General features: G+C 66.0%; 14 protein-coding genes. 5 read left to right on the top strand and 9 right to left on the bottom strand.

The features are described 5' to 3' along the window. The first annotated feature begins 35 nt into the window (after positions 1-35). A complete protein-coding gene (locus KW836_RS07765) occupies positions 36-797 on the top strand; it encodes a phosphatase PAP2 family protein (RefSeq protein WP_255595167.1) in 762 nt (253 codons plus the stop codon). Here KW836_RS07765 and KW836_RS07770 read toward each other — a convergent pair. The 5 genes from KW836_RS07770 to KW836_RS07790 all read right to left on the bottom strand — a co-directional run bounded on the left by KW836_RS07770 (position 790) and on the right by KW836_RS07790 (position 5,450). Then, positions 790-2,073: a TRAP transporter large permease gene (locus tag KW836_RS07770; RefSeq protein ID WP_175122524.1), complete on the bottom strand. Its 1,284-nt coding sequence runs from the start codon at positions 2,071-2,073 to the stop codon at positions 790-792. The two genes, KW836_RS07765 and KW836_RS07770, sit on opposite strands and share 8 nt — an antisense overlap. After that, positions 2,064-2,627: a TRAP transporter small permease gene (locus KW836_RS07775; protein ID WP_175122525.1), complete on the bottom strand. Its 564-nt coding sequence runs from the start codon at positions 2,625-2,627 to the stop codon at positions 2,064-2,066. The genes KW836_RS07770 and KW836_RS07775 overlap by 10 nt, the downstream gene beginning before the upstream one ends. A gap of 7 nt (positions 2,628-2,634) precedes the next feature. After that, the gene (locus tag KW836_RS07780) at positions 2,635-3,612 is read right to left on the bottom strand and encodes a TRAP transporter substrate-binding protein (RefSeq protein ID WP_175122526.1); all 978 of its coding nucleotides are present in this window, start codon (positions 3,610-3,612) and stop codon (positions 2,635-2,637) included. 111 nt (positions 3,613-3,723) lie between these two features. Continuing rightward, positions 3,724-4,602: an SMP-30/gluconolactonase/LRE family protein gene (locus tag KW836_RS07785; RefSeq protein ID WP_218342894.1), complete on the bottom strand. Its 879-nt coding sequence runs from the start codon at positions 4,600-4,602 to the stop codon at positions 3,724-3,726. Positions 4,603-4,610: 8 nt separating this feature from the next. After that, positions 4,611-5,450, bottom strand: a complete 840-nt coding sequence (locus tag KW836_RS07790) for an NAD(P)-dependent oxidoreductase (protein ID WP_218342895.1) — start codon at positions 5,448-5,450, stop codon at positions 4,611-4,613. 129 nt (positions 5,451-5,579) lie between these two features. On the opposite strand from KW836_RS07790, the gene KW836_RS07795 reads away from it, so the two are divergent. The 3 genes from KW836_RS07795 (at position 5,580) to KW836_RS07805 (ending at position 9,576) form a co-directional block, all read left to right on the top strand. Continuing rightward, positions 5,580-6,308, top strand: coding sequence for a FadR/GntR family transcriptional regulator (locus KW836_RS07795; RefSeq protein ID WP_175122529.1), 729 nt, complete (start codon positions 5,580-5,582; stop codon positions 6,306-6,308). A 204-nt stretch (positions 6,309-6,512) separates the two neighbouring features. Then, the gene (locus tag KW836_RS07800; RefSeq protein WP_218342896.1) at positions 6,513-8,408 is read left to right on the top strand and encodes an LTA synthase family protein; all 1,896 of its coding nucleotides are present in this window, start codon (positions 6,513-6,515) and stop codon (positions 8,406-8,408) included. A 193-nt stretch (positions 8,409-8,601) separates the two neighbouring features. Next, the gene (locus tag KW836_RS07805) at positions 8,602-9,576 is read left to right on the top strand and encodes an acyltransferase (RefSeq protein ID WP_370633010.1); all 975 of its coding nucleotides are present in this window, start codon (positions 8,602-8,604) and stop codon (positions 9,574-9,576) included. Positions 9,577-9,634: 58 nt separating this feature from the next. Here the strand turns inward: KW836_RS07805 and fahA are convergent, their stop codons facing one another. Beyond that, on the bottom strand, positions 9,635-10,954 hold the full coding sequence (fahA, locus tag KW836_RS07810; protein ID WP_175184653.1) for a fumarylacetoacetase: 1,320 nt from the start codon (positions 10,952-10,954) through the stop codon (positions 9,635-9,637). A 136-nt stretch (positions 10,955-11,090) separates the two neighbouring features. Further along, positions 11,091-12,389: a homogentisate 1,2-dioxygenase gene (hmgA, locus tag KW836_RS07815; protein WP_175137519.1), complete on the bottom strand. Its 1,299-nt coding sequence runs from the start codon at positions 12,387-12,389 to the stop codon at positions 11,091-11,093. Positions 12,390-12,554: 165 nt separating this feature from the next. On the opposite strand from hmgA, the gene KW836_RS07820 reads away from it, so the two are divergent. Beyond that, positions 12,555-13,463, top strand: coding sequence for a LysR family transcriptional regulator (locus KW836_RS07820; protein ID WP_175122534.1), 909 nt, complete (start codon positions 12,555-12,557; stop codon positions 13,461-13,463). Positions 13,464-13,537: 74 nt separating this feature from the next. On the opposite strand, the gene KW836_RS07825 is transcribed toward KW836_RS07820, so the two are convergent. Beyond that, positions 13,538-13,738 (bottom strand): DUF2783 domain-containing protein, encoded by a 201-nt coding sequence (locus KW836_RS07825; protein ID WP_175122535.1) that lies wholly within the window; start codon positions 13,736-13,738, stop codon positions 13,538-13,540. Positions 13,739-13,755: 17 nt separating this feature from the next. Then, a complete protein-coding gene (locus KW836_RS07830; RefSeq protein WP_218342898.1) occupies positions 13,756-15,435 on the bottom strand; it encodes an FAD-dependent oxidoreductase in 1,680 nt (559 codons plus the stop codon). Positions 15,436-15,524: the final 89 nt, after the last annotated feature.

Genomic DNA, 15,524 nt, shown 5'->3' on the forward strand with positions numbered 1-15,524 from the left:
GTGCGCTGGCCCGAAACGTCCGGAACTTCGTCTCCATGCCGTCCCCATTGCTGCAGTCCCCCCTGGTGCCGGCGCTGCATGCGCCGACAAGAACCCGCTATCTGCTGACCCACGTCGCGGGCGTGACGCTGTTGCTGGCCTGTATGGCCTGGTGGTCACAGGCGTCGGGACTGGACATGCGCATCGCGCGCGCGCTGTTCGATCCGCTGCTGGACGACTTTCCGCTGCATGGCAGCCGGTGGCTTGAATTGCTGGGCCACCGGATGGTGCTGGCGCTGCCGATCAGCGTGGGTCTGGCCGCGGCGGGCGTTGCAGCGGGCAGCTACCGCATCGCGGCGTGGCGGCGCTGGCGCGGGGTGGCCTGTGCCGTCGCGATCACGTGCCTGACGGGGCAACTGCTCATTACGCAACTCAAGCATCACACCATGCTGCCGCGCCCCTACGATCTGGAGACGTTGGGCGGCTATACGCCTTATCCGGTGCACTGGTGGACCTGGGCAAAGGCGCGCGCCGGCGGCGCGTTGCCCAGCGGCCATGCCGGCGCGGGCTACGCCTTGCTGACCCTTTACTTCGCGGGGTGGGCGTTGGGCCGCCCGGCGTGGCGCTGGAGCGGACTGGCGATCGGCGTGGCGGCCGGCGTGGCGTTTTCGGCGGTGCGCATTCTGCAGGGCGCGCATTTTCTCAGCCAGACGCTTTGGTCCGCCGCCCTGATGTGGCTGCTGGCGGCGGTGTTCTTCTATCCGCTGATCGCGGGGCGGGCGCCCGGATGCCCGCCCCGCCAGCACCGCGTCAGTTGAGCAGCACGCCCGGCAACCATAGCGAGAACGCCGGCACATAGGTCACCAGCGCCAGCGCGGCCAGCAGCGCGCCGTAGAACGGCCAGATGGTGCGCATGACCGTCCCCACGGATACCCCGCCGATGGCGCACCCCACAAACTGCGTGGTGCCCACCGGCGGCGTGTTCAGCCCCAGCGCGCAGTTCAGCAGCAGCACCATGCCGAACTGCACCGGCCCCATGCCGTACTGCATGCAGATCGGCAGGAAGATCGGCGTGCAGATCAGGATGGTGGCGGCCATGTCCAGGAACGTTCCCAGCACGAACAGGATGATGTTGACCATCAGGAAGATGGCCCACGGCTCCGTCGAGATGGACGCCATCAGCTGCCCGGTCTTTTCGGCCACGCCATAGAAGCTGATCAGGTAGCCGAACGTTGCCGAAATGCCGATCAGCAGCAGCACCACGCCCGTGGTCTTCACGGCCTTGCTGGCGGCGCGCACGAACTGGTCCCAGGTCAGCGAGCGGTAGACGAAGATCGTCAGCGCCAGGGCATACAGCACCGCCACCGCCGCGGATTCCGTCGCGGTGAAGACGCCGCTCAGGATGCCGGTAATGATCAGCACCACCACGAACAACCCCGGCGCCGCGGCGACCAGCGAGCGGAACACGATGTGCCAGCCCGGAAAGGTGCCTGCCGGATAGCCGCGGCTGCGCGCCACGAAATACGCAGCGGCCAGGTTGCACACGGTCAGGATCAGGGCGGGCACCACGCCTGCCGCGATCAGCGCCGCGATGGACACCTTGCCGCCCGCGGCCAGCGTGTAGATGATGATGTTGTGGCTGGTCGGCATCAGCGCGCCCACCAGCGCCGCGTGGGTTGTGACGTTCACCGCGTAGTCAGCGTGATAGCCCTCGCGCTTCATCATCGGGATCATCACGGACCCCATCGCCGACACGTCCGCCACGGGCGATCCCGACACCCCGCCGAACAGCGTGCAGGCCACCACGTTGGACATGCCCAGGCCGCCCCGCACATGGCCCACCAGCGATTTGGCAAAGTTCACGATGCGGTCGGCGATGCCGCCGTACAGCATCAGTTCACCGGTGAAGATGAAGAAGGGGATGGCCAGGAACGAAAACGCGTTCATGCCCGAGGTCATCTGCTGGAAGGCCACCGCGAGCGGCAGGTCCTCGTACATGATGGCCGTGATGGACGACAGCCCGATGGCAAAGGCCACCGGCACGCCGATCACGAGGAACCCCATGAAGGTGAAGGAAAGCAGTGTCAGCGCCATGCCGGGACCACCTTCTGGTTGCGCAGGATCGCGATGATGTGCTCGATGGAAAAGAGCGCGATCAAGGTGCCCGACAGGGTTGCAGGAACGTACTTCCAGGCGTTGGAGATGCCCAGGTTCGGAATCTTGTAGGCCGCGACGGACTCGGCCAGCACGCCGCAATTCCAGGCCATCAGCACGCCGAACAGCAGCACGAGCAGATGGATGAAGATGCGCAGCCGCCGCTGCCCGGCGGCGGGCAGGGCGTCCAGCAGCGACTCGAAGCCGATATGGCCGGCGTCGCGCACGCCGACCGCGGCGCCCAGCATGGTGACGTACAGCACCAGCAAAAGGGCCAGGCTTTCTGCCCAGGTCGGCGTGCTGTTCAGGACGTGGCGGCCGAAGATCTGCAGCGAGACAGCGACGATCAGGCAGATCAGCCCGAAGACGCTGGTCCACATGCAGATTCGCGCCAGCCGGGCGCAGGCGCGGGAGTAGGCATCCAGCGGGGCAGCCAGGGCTTCTTCCCGGCCCCCCGCGGCGACATCTGGTTCATTCGTGGGTGTGGCCAACATGATGTCCTCACTGCACGGCCTGGATCTTGGCGACCAGATCCTTCATTTCAGGGGTGGTGACAAAGCGTTCGTACACCGGCTTCATCGCACCCTGGAACGAGGGTTTATCGACCTGCGAGATCTGCGAACCGGCCTTCTCGACCACGGCGCGCGACTTCTGCTCGCGTTCGTCCCACAGCTTGCGCATGTACGGCACCGATTCGCGCGCGGCCTCGCGCAGGATCTTCTGGTCGTCCGGCGGCAGCTTGTCCCACTGGCGCTTGGAGAAGATCAGGATCTCGGGCGTCATCGTGTGCTCGGTCAGCGAATAGAACTTTGCGACCTCGTAGTGATGCGCGCTCTCGTAGCTGGGAAAGTTGTTCTCGGCCGCATCCACCAGTCCTGTCTTGAGCGACGTGTAGACCTCGCCCATCGGCATCGGCGTGGCGTTGCCGCCCATCGCTTCCACCATAGCGACGGACAGGTCCGACTGCTGCACGCGGATCTTCAGACCCTTGGCGTCGGCCAGCGTCTTGATCGGCTTCTTGGTCGTATACATGGAACGCGACCCGCTGTCGTACCACGCCAGACCAACGAAGCCCGCAGCCTCGCACGAGCGCAGGATCTGGTCGCCGATCTCGCTGTCCAGCACCTTGTGCAGATGCTCTTTGGAGCGGAACAGGAACGGCAGCGACGGCACGCGCGTCGTCTGGCAGATGTTGTGCATCGCCGCGCTGGAGACGCGGGACATGGCCAGCGCGCCCAGCTTCACCTGCTCGATCGAATCGTCTTCGTTGCCGAGCGCGCCGCCGGAAAACACCTTCACGGTGATGCGGCCGTTGGTCCGTTGCTTGACCAGTTCGCCGAAGTGGCGCACGGCCTGCACAGTGGGGTAATCGTCGGGATGGATGTCCGCGGAGCGCAGCTCGGCGGCGTGGGTGGCGGGAATCAGCGTCAGCAAGGCGGCCGCGGCCAGAACGGCGCGGCTCAGGTGAGGGTGCAGCATGTCTACCTCCGGATGGGGTATGGCGTTTCGTTGAGGGCCGGGATGGCCCCGAAGCTCTTTGATATGCACTGCCTGCTCGGGGTGGGCGCGCGCGAAGCCGCCCGTCGGGTGCTAACCGGCGCTGGCGGTTTCCTCCAGGCCCTGCACGCCGGGGTGCAGGGCAAATACCGCGCCATCCAGCGCGCCGGGAGCGGCATTCGCGGGACGGATCGACGTGACGAAAAGGGTGTCCATGCCGGCGCCGCCGAAGGCGCACATGGCGACCTTCGCGGCGGGCACGTCCAGGGTGCGGTCCAGGCGGCCGTCGGGGGTGTAGCGGTACACCTTGCCGGCGTCGTTGCCGCAGACCCAGTAGCAGCCCGCCGCGTCCACGGCGGCGCCGTCCGGGCGGCCGGCGGGCAGGGCGGGGATGAAGACGCGGCGGTGGGACGGCACGCCGGCATCGGTGTCGTAGTCAAAGGCCCAGACGGTCGCGCGCGATGGGTGCGAATCGGACAGGTACATTGTCCGGCCATCGGGACTGAAAGCCAGGCCGTTCGGCACGATCAGGTCGTCGAGCAGCACGGACGTGCCGCGCGCATCGTGGCGGTACAGTGCGCCGGCGGGCCAGGCGAGGCCCATGTCCATCACCATGGTGCCCGCCAGAAACCGGCCCTGCCGGTCACAGCGGCCGTCGTTGAACCGCATGCCGGGCGCGGTGTGGGCAACGGCGGCAAGTTGCCGGGGCTGGCAAGCCTCGCCCTCGCGCAGGGCGTCGCAGGCATAGAGGCCGTCTTCCATGGCCAGCAGCCACCCGTCGCCGCGCATCGCCATGCAGCCCGCCATCTGCGGCAACGCCCAGTGCGCGAATGCGCCGGTCTCGGGCGTCCAGCGCCACAGCGTCTTGCCGGGGATGTCGGTCCAGTAGAACGCCTTGTCCGCGCGCCGCCAGATAGGGCTTTCTCCGACGCCGCACAACAAGGTTCCAAGACGTTCGGCGGTGATGGACATGAAAGGCTTCAGGCGTTCGGGAAGGGGAAGGGGCCGGCCTTGACGAAGGCGCCGCCCTGGTAGCGCGCCGCGGGATCGTCCGCGGCCAGCGGGGGCTGCGCCTCGACCTGCGCGCGGAAGCGCTCGGAAGAGTCCTTGGGCGCAAAACCAAGCACGGCCGCGCCGCTGTTGTCCCACCAGCTGTCGCGATTGGCCGACGCACCATACACGATGAGGTGGCCGACGTCGGGAGTGAAAAGGGATCGGACAACCAGATCGGTCAGGTCGTCGTGGCTGAGCCAGGTGACCAGCATGCGCCGGTCCCTGGGTTCGGGAAACGACGAGCCGATGCGCAGGCAGACGGTCTGGATGCCATATCGGTCGAAGTAGAAGCGCGACAGGTTTTCGCCGTAGGCCTTGCTCAGGCCGTAATAGCCGTCGGGTCGCAGCGGCACGTCGGCGTCCAGGGTCTGTCCCTGTTCATAAAAGCCGATGACGTGGTTGGAGCTGGCAAACACCACGCGCCGCACGCCGTGCAGGCGGGCCGCCTCGTAGACGTTGTAGACGCCCTGGATATTGGCCGGCAGGATTTCTTCGAAGGGGCGCTCGACCGACACGCCGCCCAGATGCACGATGGCGTCCGTGCCGCGCACCAGTTCCGACACGGCGGACGCGTCGGCCAGATTGCATTGCACGACCTCCTCGCCGTCTTGTGCGGGGGCCATCGCCGCCACGTCCGAGACGCGCAGGATGTCCGCATGAGCTTTCAATCGGGGACGCAGTACCAGGCCCAGGTTGCCGGCGGCGCCGGTCAATAACAAACGATGACACCGAAGGGATTCAGGTATGTTGTTGACAGCTCGGCTCATGACGCAACGCTCTGTGAATGGCGCGGTGGAGTGGACTTGTCTGGTACGTTATCGTACAACTGTCGCAAAGTATAATGAACGCCATTTTTCAGCGTCAAGCGCTGCGCAACCGCTTCCGGATAATCCCTGATGAACGCTCCCGCCGATACCCCTGTTTTGCCGCAGCGTCGTCCCCGCAACCTGGCGCAAGGCCTGGTTGAAAACATTTCCGAACGCATCCGCAGCGGTGAAATCCGCCCGGGCGACAAGCTCCCCACCGAATCCGCCATCATGCGTCAGTTCGGCGTAAGCCGCACCGTCGTGCGCGAGGCGCTGTCGCGTCTGCAGGCCTCGGGTCTGGTCGAAACGCATCACGGCGTGGGCACCTATGCGCTTGAGCCTAGCGGCGGCGGCGACTTCCGCGTCGACCCGGCCGACATCGCCACCGTGCGCGACGTGCTGGTGCTGCTGGAACTGCGCATCTGCCTGGAAAGCGAGGCCGCGGGCCTGGCCGCCATCCGCCGCAGCGACGAACAGTTGCAGGCGATGCGTCGCGCGCTGGATGCCTTCAAACAGGCGCTGGATGCGGGCGGTGACACCATCACGCCGGACTTTCAATTCCATCTGCTGGTGGCCCAATCCACCGACAACCGTTACTTCGCGGACCTCATGGCGCACCTGGGCTCGGCCATCATTCCCCGCACCCGCATCAACTCCGCCAAGTTCGCCCTCGAAGACCGCGCCGCCTATCTAGCGCGCGTGAATCTCGAACACGAAGACATCTACAGCGCGATCACGCGCCAGGACCCCGAGGCCGCCCGCGCCGCCATGCGCACGCACCTGAGCAACAGCCGCGAACGCCTGCGGCGCGCGCAATAGCCATCGTATTGAAGGCGATTGGTCCACGTGTGATGTCGTACAACGTTTGAACCGCCTCTCGTCGCCGTTGATAAGCCCGAAACCGCGTTACTCTTGGCGCGGTTATTTTTTTGGTTCTCGAAGCGGCATGGTTCTGCGCGGCACATCAGGCAATACGCATTCTTCGTTGGGACAGGCATGTCCCGTTGCTCGGAGGGTCGCGGCATGCGTCGCCTGACACTTCGATTCATCATCGCCATCCTGGTGCTGCTGACACTGTCGCGGCTGGGATTGGCCTTCTGGATGTGGGACCGCGTCGAAGCGGCCGGGGGCCTCGGGCCGCTCCTCTTTGGCGGACTGCGCATCGACGTGTGCCTGCTGTCGATGGTGATCGCGCTGCCGGCGGTGTTTTCGCCGTGGTTCGGCCACCGTCCGCTTGCCGCGCGCATTACCGCGTGGTGGTTCCGCGTGTGGTGGATGCTGTACGTGCTGCTGGAAGTGTCCACCCCGCAATTCATCGCGGAATACGACACCCGTCCCAATCGCCTCTACTTCATCTACCTGCTCAATCCGAAGGAAGTGGGCTCGATGCTGTGGCAGGGCTACAAGGGCGTGCTGCTGGCCGCCTTCGTGGTGCTGGTCCTGGCGGCCTGGCTTGCGGTCAAGCTGTTCCCGACGCGCACGCGCGATCCGTTCATGGGATGGTGGAAGCGGCCTGTCGCATCCTTTGTGATCCTGGCGCTGGTGTTCCTGGGCGCGCGCGGCACGCTCGAGCATCGCCCCATCAATCCCGCCAAGGTGGCCTTCAGCTCGGACGCCATGGTGAACGCGCTGGCGCTCAATTCGCTGTACAGCGTGTTCGACGCGGCCTATCGCATGCGCGACGAACGCTCGTCGGCCGCGATGTATCCCAAGATGGCCGTGGACGAGATGAACGCCATCGTGCGCGAGAAGGCCGGCATGACCGGCGCGCCAATAGATCCGACGCTGCCCAGCCTGCATGAGCAGAAGGCAACCGTGCGGCGTGACAAGCCGCTGAACGTGGTGATCATCCTGCAGGAAAGCCTGGGCGCGCAATACGTCGGCAGCCTGGGGGGCCGCGACCTCACGCCGAACATCGACCGGCTGGGCAAGGAAGGCTGGATGTTCCACCGCGCCTACGCCACCGGCACGCGTTCGGTGCGCGGCATCGAAGCCGTCACCGCGGGCTTTTTGCCCAGCGTGGCCGATGCCGTGGTCAAGCTGCCGCGTTCGCAGACAGGCTTTTTCACACTGGCGCAGTTGCTGGGCAAGCACGGCTATCACTCGCGCTTCGTGTATGGCGGCGAGTCCCACTTCGACAACATGCGCGCCTTCTTCCTGGGCAACGGCTTTGACGAGATCGTGGACCGGCCCAAGTTCGTCGACCCCGTGTTCGAGGGATCGTGGGGCGCCTCGGATGAAGACATGTTCAATCAGGTCGACCGCCTGCTGCGCGCGGATGGCGACAAGCCGGTGTTTACGCTGGCGTTCTCGGTGACCAACCATTCGCCGTGGGAATATCCGCCCGGGCGCATCCAGCCCGTGGGCGATCCGGCCACAGTGGATAACACGGTGCGCTATGCGGACTGGGCGCTGGGCCAGTTCTTCGACAAGGCGCGCAAGGCGCCGTATTGGGACAACACGGTGTTCCTGGTCATCGCCGACCACGACTCGCGCGTTTACGGCTCCATTCCCGTGCCGGTACGGCATTTCCAGATTCCGGCGCTGATCCTGGGCGCGGGCATCGCGCCGCGGCAGGACGATCGGCTGGTCAGCCAGATCGACATGGCGCCGACGCTGCTGTCCTTGATCGGCCTGGATAATGTGAACCCCATGCTGGGCGCCGACCTGACGCAGCGCGATCCGAACCGCGCGATGATGCAATACGCGGACAACTTCGGTTATCTGAAAGGCGATCAACTGCTGGTGCTGGAGCCTTCCAAGGCGCCGCGCCAGTTCCGTTACGAGGCCGCGCCGGTGGGACAGGACGAGACGTATGCGCCGGTCGAGCCGGCGGATCCCGCGCTGACGCAGGAGGCGTTGGCGCACGCGTTGTGGGCAAGCTGGGCGTATCGCGAAGAGAAGTACCGGCTGCCGTGACGCATATGACGACCAAGGCGGCCACCCCGGCCGCCTGCCTTGATCCTGCTCAATCCGCATTCCGCGGGCCAATAGCACACTGGCGCCCATGACAACGCCCAACACGTCCTCGGGAGCCTCCCGCCCCGCATCTCCGGCGCTTTCCAGTGTCCAACACGCCGCGCAGCGCCAGCGTCTCCGTATGGCGATCCCCGTGCCGCGTGGCCGTTTTGCCTGGATCACCGGTGTCATCAGCTCGGTCTGGCTTGCCGCCAACACGCTGTTCTGGTGCCTGCTGCTGTTTCCGGTCTCGCTGCTGAAGCTGGCGTTGCCTTTTGCCGCAGTCAGGCGCCGCATCGACCCCATCCTGAATGGCATCGCCACGGCGTGGGTGGCGTGCAATTCCGGCTGGTTCGTGCGCATCCAGCCGCAGGCCTGGGACATCCAGGGCAACAAGGACCTGCGCTATGCCGACTGGTATCTGGTCAACTGCAACCATCAGTCGTGGGTCGACATCTTCGTGCTGCAGTACTCGCTGAACCGGCGCATTCCGCTGCTCAAGTTCTTCCTCAAACAGCAGCTCATCTACGTGCCGGTCATCGGTCTGGCGTGGTGGGCGCTGGACTTCCCCTTCATGAAACGGCACGGCAAGGCGGCCCTGCGCAAGAACCCCGACCTGGGGCGCCAGGATCAGGAGGCCGCGCGGCGCGCCTGCGCCAAGTTTTCGCTGGTGCCCACCAGCGTGATGCTGTTTGCCGAAGGCACGCGTTTCAGCCAAGCCAAGCGCGCGGCGCAGAACTCGCCTTACCGCCATCTGCTCAAGCCCAAGGCGGGCGGTCTGGCGGTGTCGTTGAATGCGATGGGGGCGCAGTTCCGGTCGATGATCGACGTCACCATCGCCTATCCGGACGGCGCGCCGAGCTTCTGGGATTTCGCCTGCGGACGCGCAGGACAAGTGCTGGTGCGCATGCGGCAATTGCCGGTGCCGCCGGCATTCTGCGAAGCCGATTACTCGCGCGACAAGGCGTTTCGCACCACGTTCCACCAGTGGCTTGGGCAGCAATGGCAGGCCAAGGACGACGAGATCGAGGCGCTCGTTGCGCGTCCGGGGGCGCCGGGTGCGGGGTCGCCCGCCGCCGGATCGCCCGCCGCCGGATCGCCGGCCGTCACAAACCCGCCCGTCAACTAAATAAAAAAGCCACGCAGCGGTCGCGCCGCTGCGTGGCTTTGTCCATGCCGCCTGAGCGTCAGACGCGCGCGGGCAGCACCACGCCCGAGCACTCGCCGAAGCCAATGCGCGGATAGCCCGCCTTCACGCATTCGGCGCGGATGATGATCTGGTCGCCATCCTGCAGGAAGGTGCGCTTCTCGCCCCACGGCAGTTCGATTGGCGCCTTGCCGCCATTGCTCAGTTCCAGCAGCGACCCCGCTTCCGAAGGCTGCGGGCCGGACAGCGTGCCGGTGCCCAGCATGTCGCCCGGCTGCAGGTTGCAGCCATTGACCGTGTGATGCGTGATGAGCTGCGCGACGTTCCAGTAGGCGTCGCGGAAATTGCTGCTGGACAGCTTCACCGGCGGCTTGCTGTCGGCGCGCGATTGTTCGGTGGTCATCAGCACCTGCATTTGGACGTCATACGCGCCTTTGGCCCGATTGGCGTCGGAGGCCAGGTAAGGCATCGGCTGCGGCTCGCCCGCGCCACGGGTCCATTGCGTGCGGAACGGCTCCAGCGCTTCCATCGTGACGATCCACGGCGAGATCGTGGACGCGAAGTTCTTGGACAGGAAGGGGCCGAGCGGCTGGTATTCCCAGGCCTGGATGTCGCGCGCCGACCAATCGTTCAGGATGCACAGGCCGAACACGTGCGAATCCGCGTCGGCCAGCGTGATGCGTTCGCCCTGCGCGTTGCCGGTGCCCACGAAAATGCCCAGCTCCAGTTCATAGTCCAGACGCGCGCAGGGGCCGAATTGCGGCGCTTCGCCTTCGTTGGCGGGGCGCGTCTGGCCGACCGGGCGCGGGAATTTCTGGTCCACGCCAATGCTGGAGGCGCGGCCGTGATAGCCGATCGGCACCCACTTGTAATTGGGCAGCAGGGGGTTGTCGGGACGGAACTGCTTGCCCACGGCGGTGGCGTGGTGCACCGAGATATAGAAGTCGGTGTAGTCGCCGATGCGGGCGGGCGTGGTGTATTCGGCATCAGCCTGCGCGACCAGCAGCGGTTCCACCGTGGCGCGCAGGGCGGCGCCTTCGCGCAGCGCGCGCGACAGGGCCAGGCGCAGCGCGCTCCAGTGCGATTGGCCCAGGGCCATCAGCGCATTCAGGCTATCGGTGGCGCAGGCGGCCAGGGCATCCGCGGCCAGGCCTTCGAACGGCTGCTTGCCGGCCAGCGCGGCCAGGTCCAGGATCTGGTCGCCGATAGCCACGCCGGGGCGGAAGGATTCCTGCGAGCCCTTGCGGCGGAATGCGCCGTAGGGCAGGTTCTGCACGGGGAAATCCGACGTGTCCGAATTGGCGCTGGCGACCCAGCTCTTCAAGGACGGGTCGTGGGTTTCGTTGATCGTGGTGGTCATGGCTGCGTGTCTCGGTCAGTGTGGTTATGGGGGCTGGCCGGGCGCTCGAGCGGTTCGTGCGCCGGATGAATCAAACGCCAAACGGCGATGCGCTGTTCGCGCATCGCCGCCGGCAACAAAGGCTGACGCGGTCGCGTCACGCCTTCCTGGGATCGAAGTGCTTTGCGATGCCCTGCCAGCACCGGTAGTAATCGCCCTGCAATTCTACCGACGCCAGCGCCTGCTCCGTCGGGCGGATCACGCGGCGGGTCTCGAACATGAACGCCATCGTGTCGCGGATGTAATGCGCCTTGCTGGTGTCCGCGTGCGACGCCTTTTCAAACGTTTCGGCGTCGGGGCCGTGGCCGCTCATGCAGTTGTGCAGGCTGGCGCCGCCGGGCGCGAACCCGTCGGCCTTGGCGTCGTACACGCCCTGGATCAGGCCCATGAATTCGCTGGCGATGTTGCGATGGAACCAGGGCGGACGGAACGTATTCTCCATGGCCAGGACGCGAGGCGGGAAGATGGCGAAGTCCATGTTGGCCGTGCCCGGGGTGTCCGACGGCGCCGTCAGCACCGTGAAGATCGAGGGATCGGGGTGGTCGAAGCTGATCGATCCGATGGTGTTGAAGTGGCGCAGGTCGTACTTGTAGGGGGCGTGCGTGCCATGCCAGGCCACCACGTTCAGCGGCGAATGGTCGATCGCGGCACGCCAGAAGCCGCCTGTGAACTTGGCGATCAGTTCAAAGTCGCCGTCCACGTCTTCGTACCAGGCCACGGGCGTCTTGAAGTCGCGCGCGTTGGCCAGACAGTTCGAGCCGATGGGACCCAGTTCCGGCAGGCGCAGCGCCGCGCCGAAGTTCTCGAGCATGTAGCCGCGCGCCGTGCCGTCCAGCAGTTCCACGCGGAATCGCACGCCGCGGGGGATGACGGCGATTTCCAGCGGTTCCAGGTCGATAAGACCCAGTTCGGTGGCCAGGCGCAGGCGCCCCTCTTGCGGCACCAGCAGCAGTTCGCCGTCGGCGTTGTAGAAGAAGCGGCCTTGCATCGAGCGGTTGGCGGCATACAGATGGATGCCCACGCCGCCCTGTTCGTCGGGGCCGCCATTGCCGCCCCATGTCTTCACGCCTTCCAGAAAATCCGTGGGGGCATCGGGAATCGGCATCGGGCTCCAGCGCAGCTGGTTCGGCGTGACCGGGCCGTGGCCGAAGGTGCTCAGCCAGCCGGCGGCGCCGCCGAACGCTTCAAAGGGCTTGTGCTGCGCGCCCGGACGGATGCGGTACAGCCACGAACGGCGGTTTTCCGCGCGCGGCGCCGTGAAGGCGGTGCCGGACAGCTGCTCGGCGTACAGGCCGTAAGGACATTGCTGCGGTGAATTGCGGCCGGCGGGCAGGGCGCCGGGCAAGGCCTCGGTTGCGCATTCGTTGCCGAAGCCGGACTGATATTGCAGTTCCATGGAATCCTCCTGGGTGGCGGGCGCGGTGCTTGGCCGCGCAGCTTGGTGTGGTGGCGGGACGGGCGCCGCCCGAGCCGATGTGCCATTGTCGGAAAAAATCCCTATTGCGGCTACGGGAATGCAAAAATAGCGACTATAAATTTCGTGAATAGTAGGGGGGCGCCGATGGCCGAACTGCGCGATGTCGATCTGAACCTGTTGCTGCTGTTTCAACACCTGCTGGAAGACCGCAACCTGTCAGCGGTGGCGCGGCGCATGGACCTGTCGCAACCCGCGGTGAGCAATGCGCTGCGGCGCCTGCGCGTGGCATTCGGCGATGAACTCTTCGTACGTACCGCGCAGGGCATGCTGCCGACGCCGCGCGCCCAGCGCCTGGCCGGACCCGTCAGTGAAGCGCTGGGGTTGCTTTCGCAGGCCTTGCAGGACCAGGACGAGTTCGATGCGACGACCAGCACCCGGCGCTTTCGTGTGGCCATGACCGACGTCGGCGAAATCCACTTCATGCCGCGCCTCATGGAAGTCTGCGTGCAGAAGGCGCCGCACGTGCGCATCGACTCGGTGCGGGTGCTGGGGCCGGATCTGCCGCGCGAGATGGAGTCGGGCAGGGTGGACCTGGCAATCGGCGCGTTCGATGAAATGGGGGCCGGCACGCTGCAGCGGATGCTGTTTCGCCAGGGCTACGCCACGCTCTTCCGCCAGGCGCATCCCACCGCGCATGCGGGCATGGGGATCAAGGCGTTTCGCGCGGAGCGTCATCTGATCGTGTCGCGCGCGGCGCCTTATGGCCAGGTGAATCAGTCGATGGAGCGGGCCGGGGTGGACCTGGCCGAGCATTTCAGCGTGCCGCATTTTTCCGCGGTGCCCTATATCGTCAGCGCGACGGATCTGCTGGCGACCGTGCCGGAGAAGCTGGCGGCCAGCGCCGCCGCACCGTTCGGCCTGCGCTTCATGACCCCGCCGCTGAAAGTGCCCGCGCTGCAGACCAACATGTACTGGCAGCGCAGGGTGGATCGCGACGGCGGCAATCAGTGGCTGCGCGCGTTGATCGTCAACACCTTCGCGGTGGGCTCATGAAGGTCCGCGCGGCGCGTTGACGCCGACGCGGACCCGCGCCGCTTGAATCGGACGCCTTGTCTTGAATTGCCGCCTTAAACCGCCTGCGTCACGGACGCGCGCGCATGTTGCAACGCTTCCTTCAGCAGGGGCAGGTCGCCCAGGTGGTTCGCCAGCAGCAGGATCAGCGCCGCATTCAGCTCCTGGCTCTGCTCGTTCGTCAGGTCGCGATGGGCGTCGATCAGCGCTTCATAGAAGTCGTCCGGCGCGCTCAGGTTGGTTTCGGTGATAAGCATGGTGACAACCTCGGGAATCACGCGCGGCCCGTCGCGCGCTGAACGGCGGCGGCAACGGCGTCGGGATTGAAAACGCGCCAGCGCGCGGCGATGTGCTGGTCGGGGCGGATCAGGTAGGCGGTGCCGTCCTGCGCGTCGTAGCGCTTGGCCAGGCAGCCTTCGCTGTCGCGCACCACGGGCACGTCCGCGGCCACGGCGGACAGGTCGCACTGCATATCGGCCACCAGCACGGCTTTGACGGGCACCGGCGCCATCCGCAGCGCCTGCAACGCCATCAGCGTGTCGTGGCCGGGCAGCGCGCCAGCGCAGAACACCGCCAGCACGAACTCGCCATCCAGTTGCGACAGCCACCAGCCCGCTTCGCCCTGAACCTGCAACGGCGCATCCAGCGCCACCGCGCCCGGCATCATGCGGCCGGTGAAGGCGTCGGCATCCGGCGTGTTCAGGGGCGATCCGGCGTACGTGGCCGGCAGCGAAAGCCGCCCACTGTTCACGAGCGATCGCGCAAATGGGTGGTCTTTCGCCAGATTCAGCACCGCATTGCGGAAGCTGCGGCTGATGTCGCTCTTGGGCGTAATGAAGTCGGTGGCGCGCGACGAGTTCAGGATGTTCTCGTCGGCCGCGAATTCACGCTCGGCGCTGTAGCTGTCGATCAGCGTATCGGGCGCCAGGCCGGCCACGACAAGCTTGAGCTTCCACGCCAGGTTCTCGGCATCCTGCACGCCGCTGTTGGCGCCGCGCGCACCGAACGGCGACACGCGATGCGCGGAGTCGCCCGCGAACACGATGCGGCCGTGGCGGAACTTGTCCATGCGTTCGCACGCAAACGTGTAGACGCTGACCCATTCCAGTTCGAATTGCGCGTCCGGACCCAGCAGCGCCCGGATGCGCGGCAGCACGTTCTCGGGCTTGACCGCTTCAACGGGGTCGGCGTTCCAGCCGAGCTGGAAATCGATGCGCCAGACGTTGTCGGGCTGCCGGTGCAGCAGCACGGATTGATTCGGGTGAAAAGGCGGATCGAACCAGAACCAGCGTTCGGACGGAAAATCCGCGGTCATCTTGACGTCGGCGATCAGGAAGCGGTCGCGGAAGATGCGGCCGTGGCTTTCCTGGCCGATCAGCTTGCGCACCGGCGATCGTGCGCCGTCGCAGGCGATCAGCCAATCGGCATGCAGCGTGTACGGGCCGTCGGGCGTTTCGACGGTAAGCGTCACGCCGTCATTGCCCTGCATGACGCCGGCGACCTTGTTCTTCCAGCGCAGCTCGATGTTGGGCTGCTGGCGGGCCTGCTCGTATAGATAGCCTTCGGCGTAGTACTGCTGCAGATTGATGAATGCCGGCCGGCGGTGGCCGGGTTCGGGCAGCAGGTCGAAGCGCCAGACTTCCTGTTCGCGGAAGAAAATCTTGCCGACGTTCCACGACACGCCCTTGTCGATCATGCGCTGGCCAACGCCCAGGCGATCCCAGATTTCGAGCGTGCGCTTGGAAAAGCAGATGGCGCGCGACCCTGTGGACAAGCGGTAGTCGTCGTCCAGCACCACCACGCGCACGCCCTGGCGCGCCAGGTCCAGCGCCGTGGTCAGGCCGACGGGGCCGGCGCCCACCACCACGACCTGATGGCGCGCCGGGTCGGCCGCCGTCTGGTCCGCGTGCTTTTCATAGGCGAACTCCATCGCCTGAAAGTCGATGTCTCCCACGGTTGTCTCCTGTGTGGGTCATTTTTTTATTTATGCGGACACGCTGCGCCGCAAGGGTCGCGAGTGTCCGGTTCTTGCTTGTCAGGTCA

The organism is Achromobacter sp. ACM05 (assembly GCF_019218915.1).
Taxonomy (GTDB): domain Bacteria; phylum Pseudomonadota; class Gammaproteobacteria; order Burkholderiales; family Burkholderiaceae_B; genus Achromobacter; species Achromobacter animicus.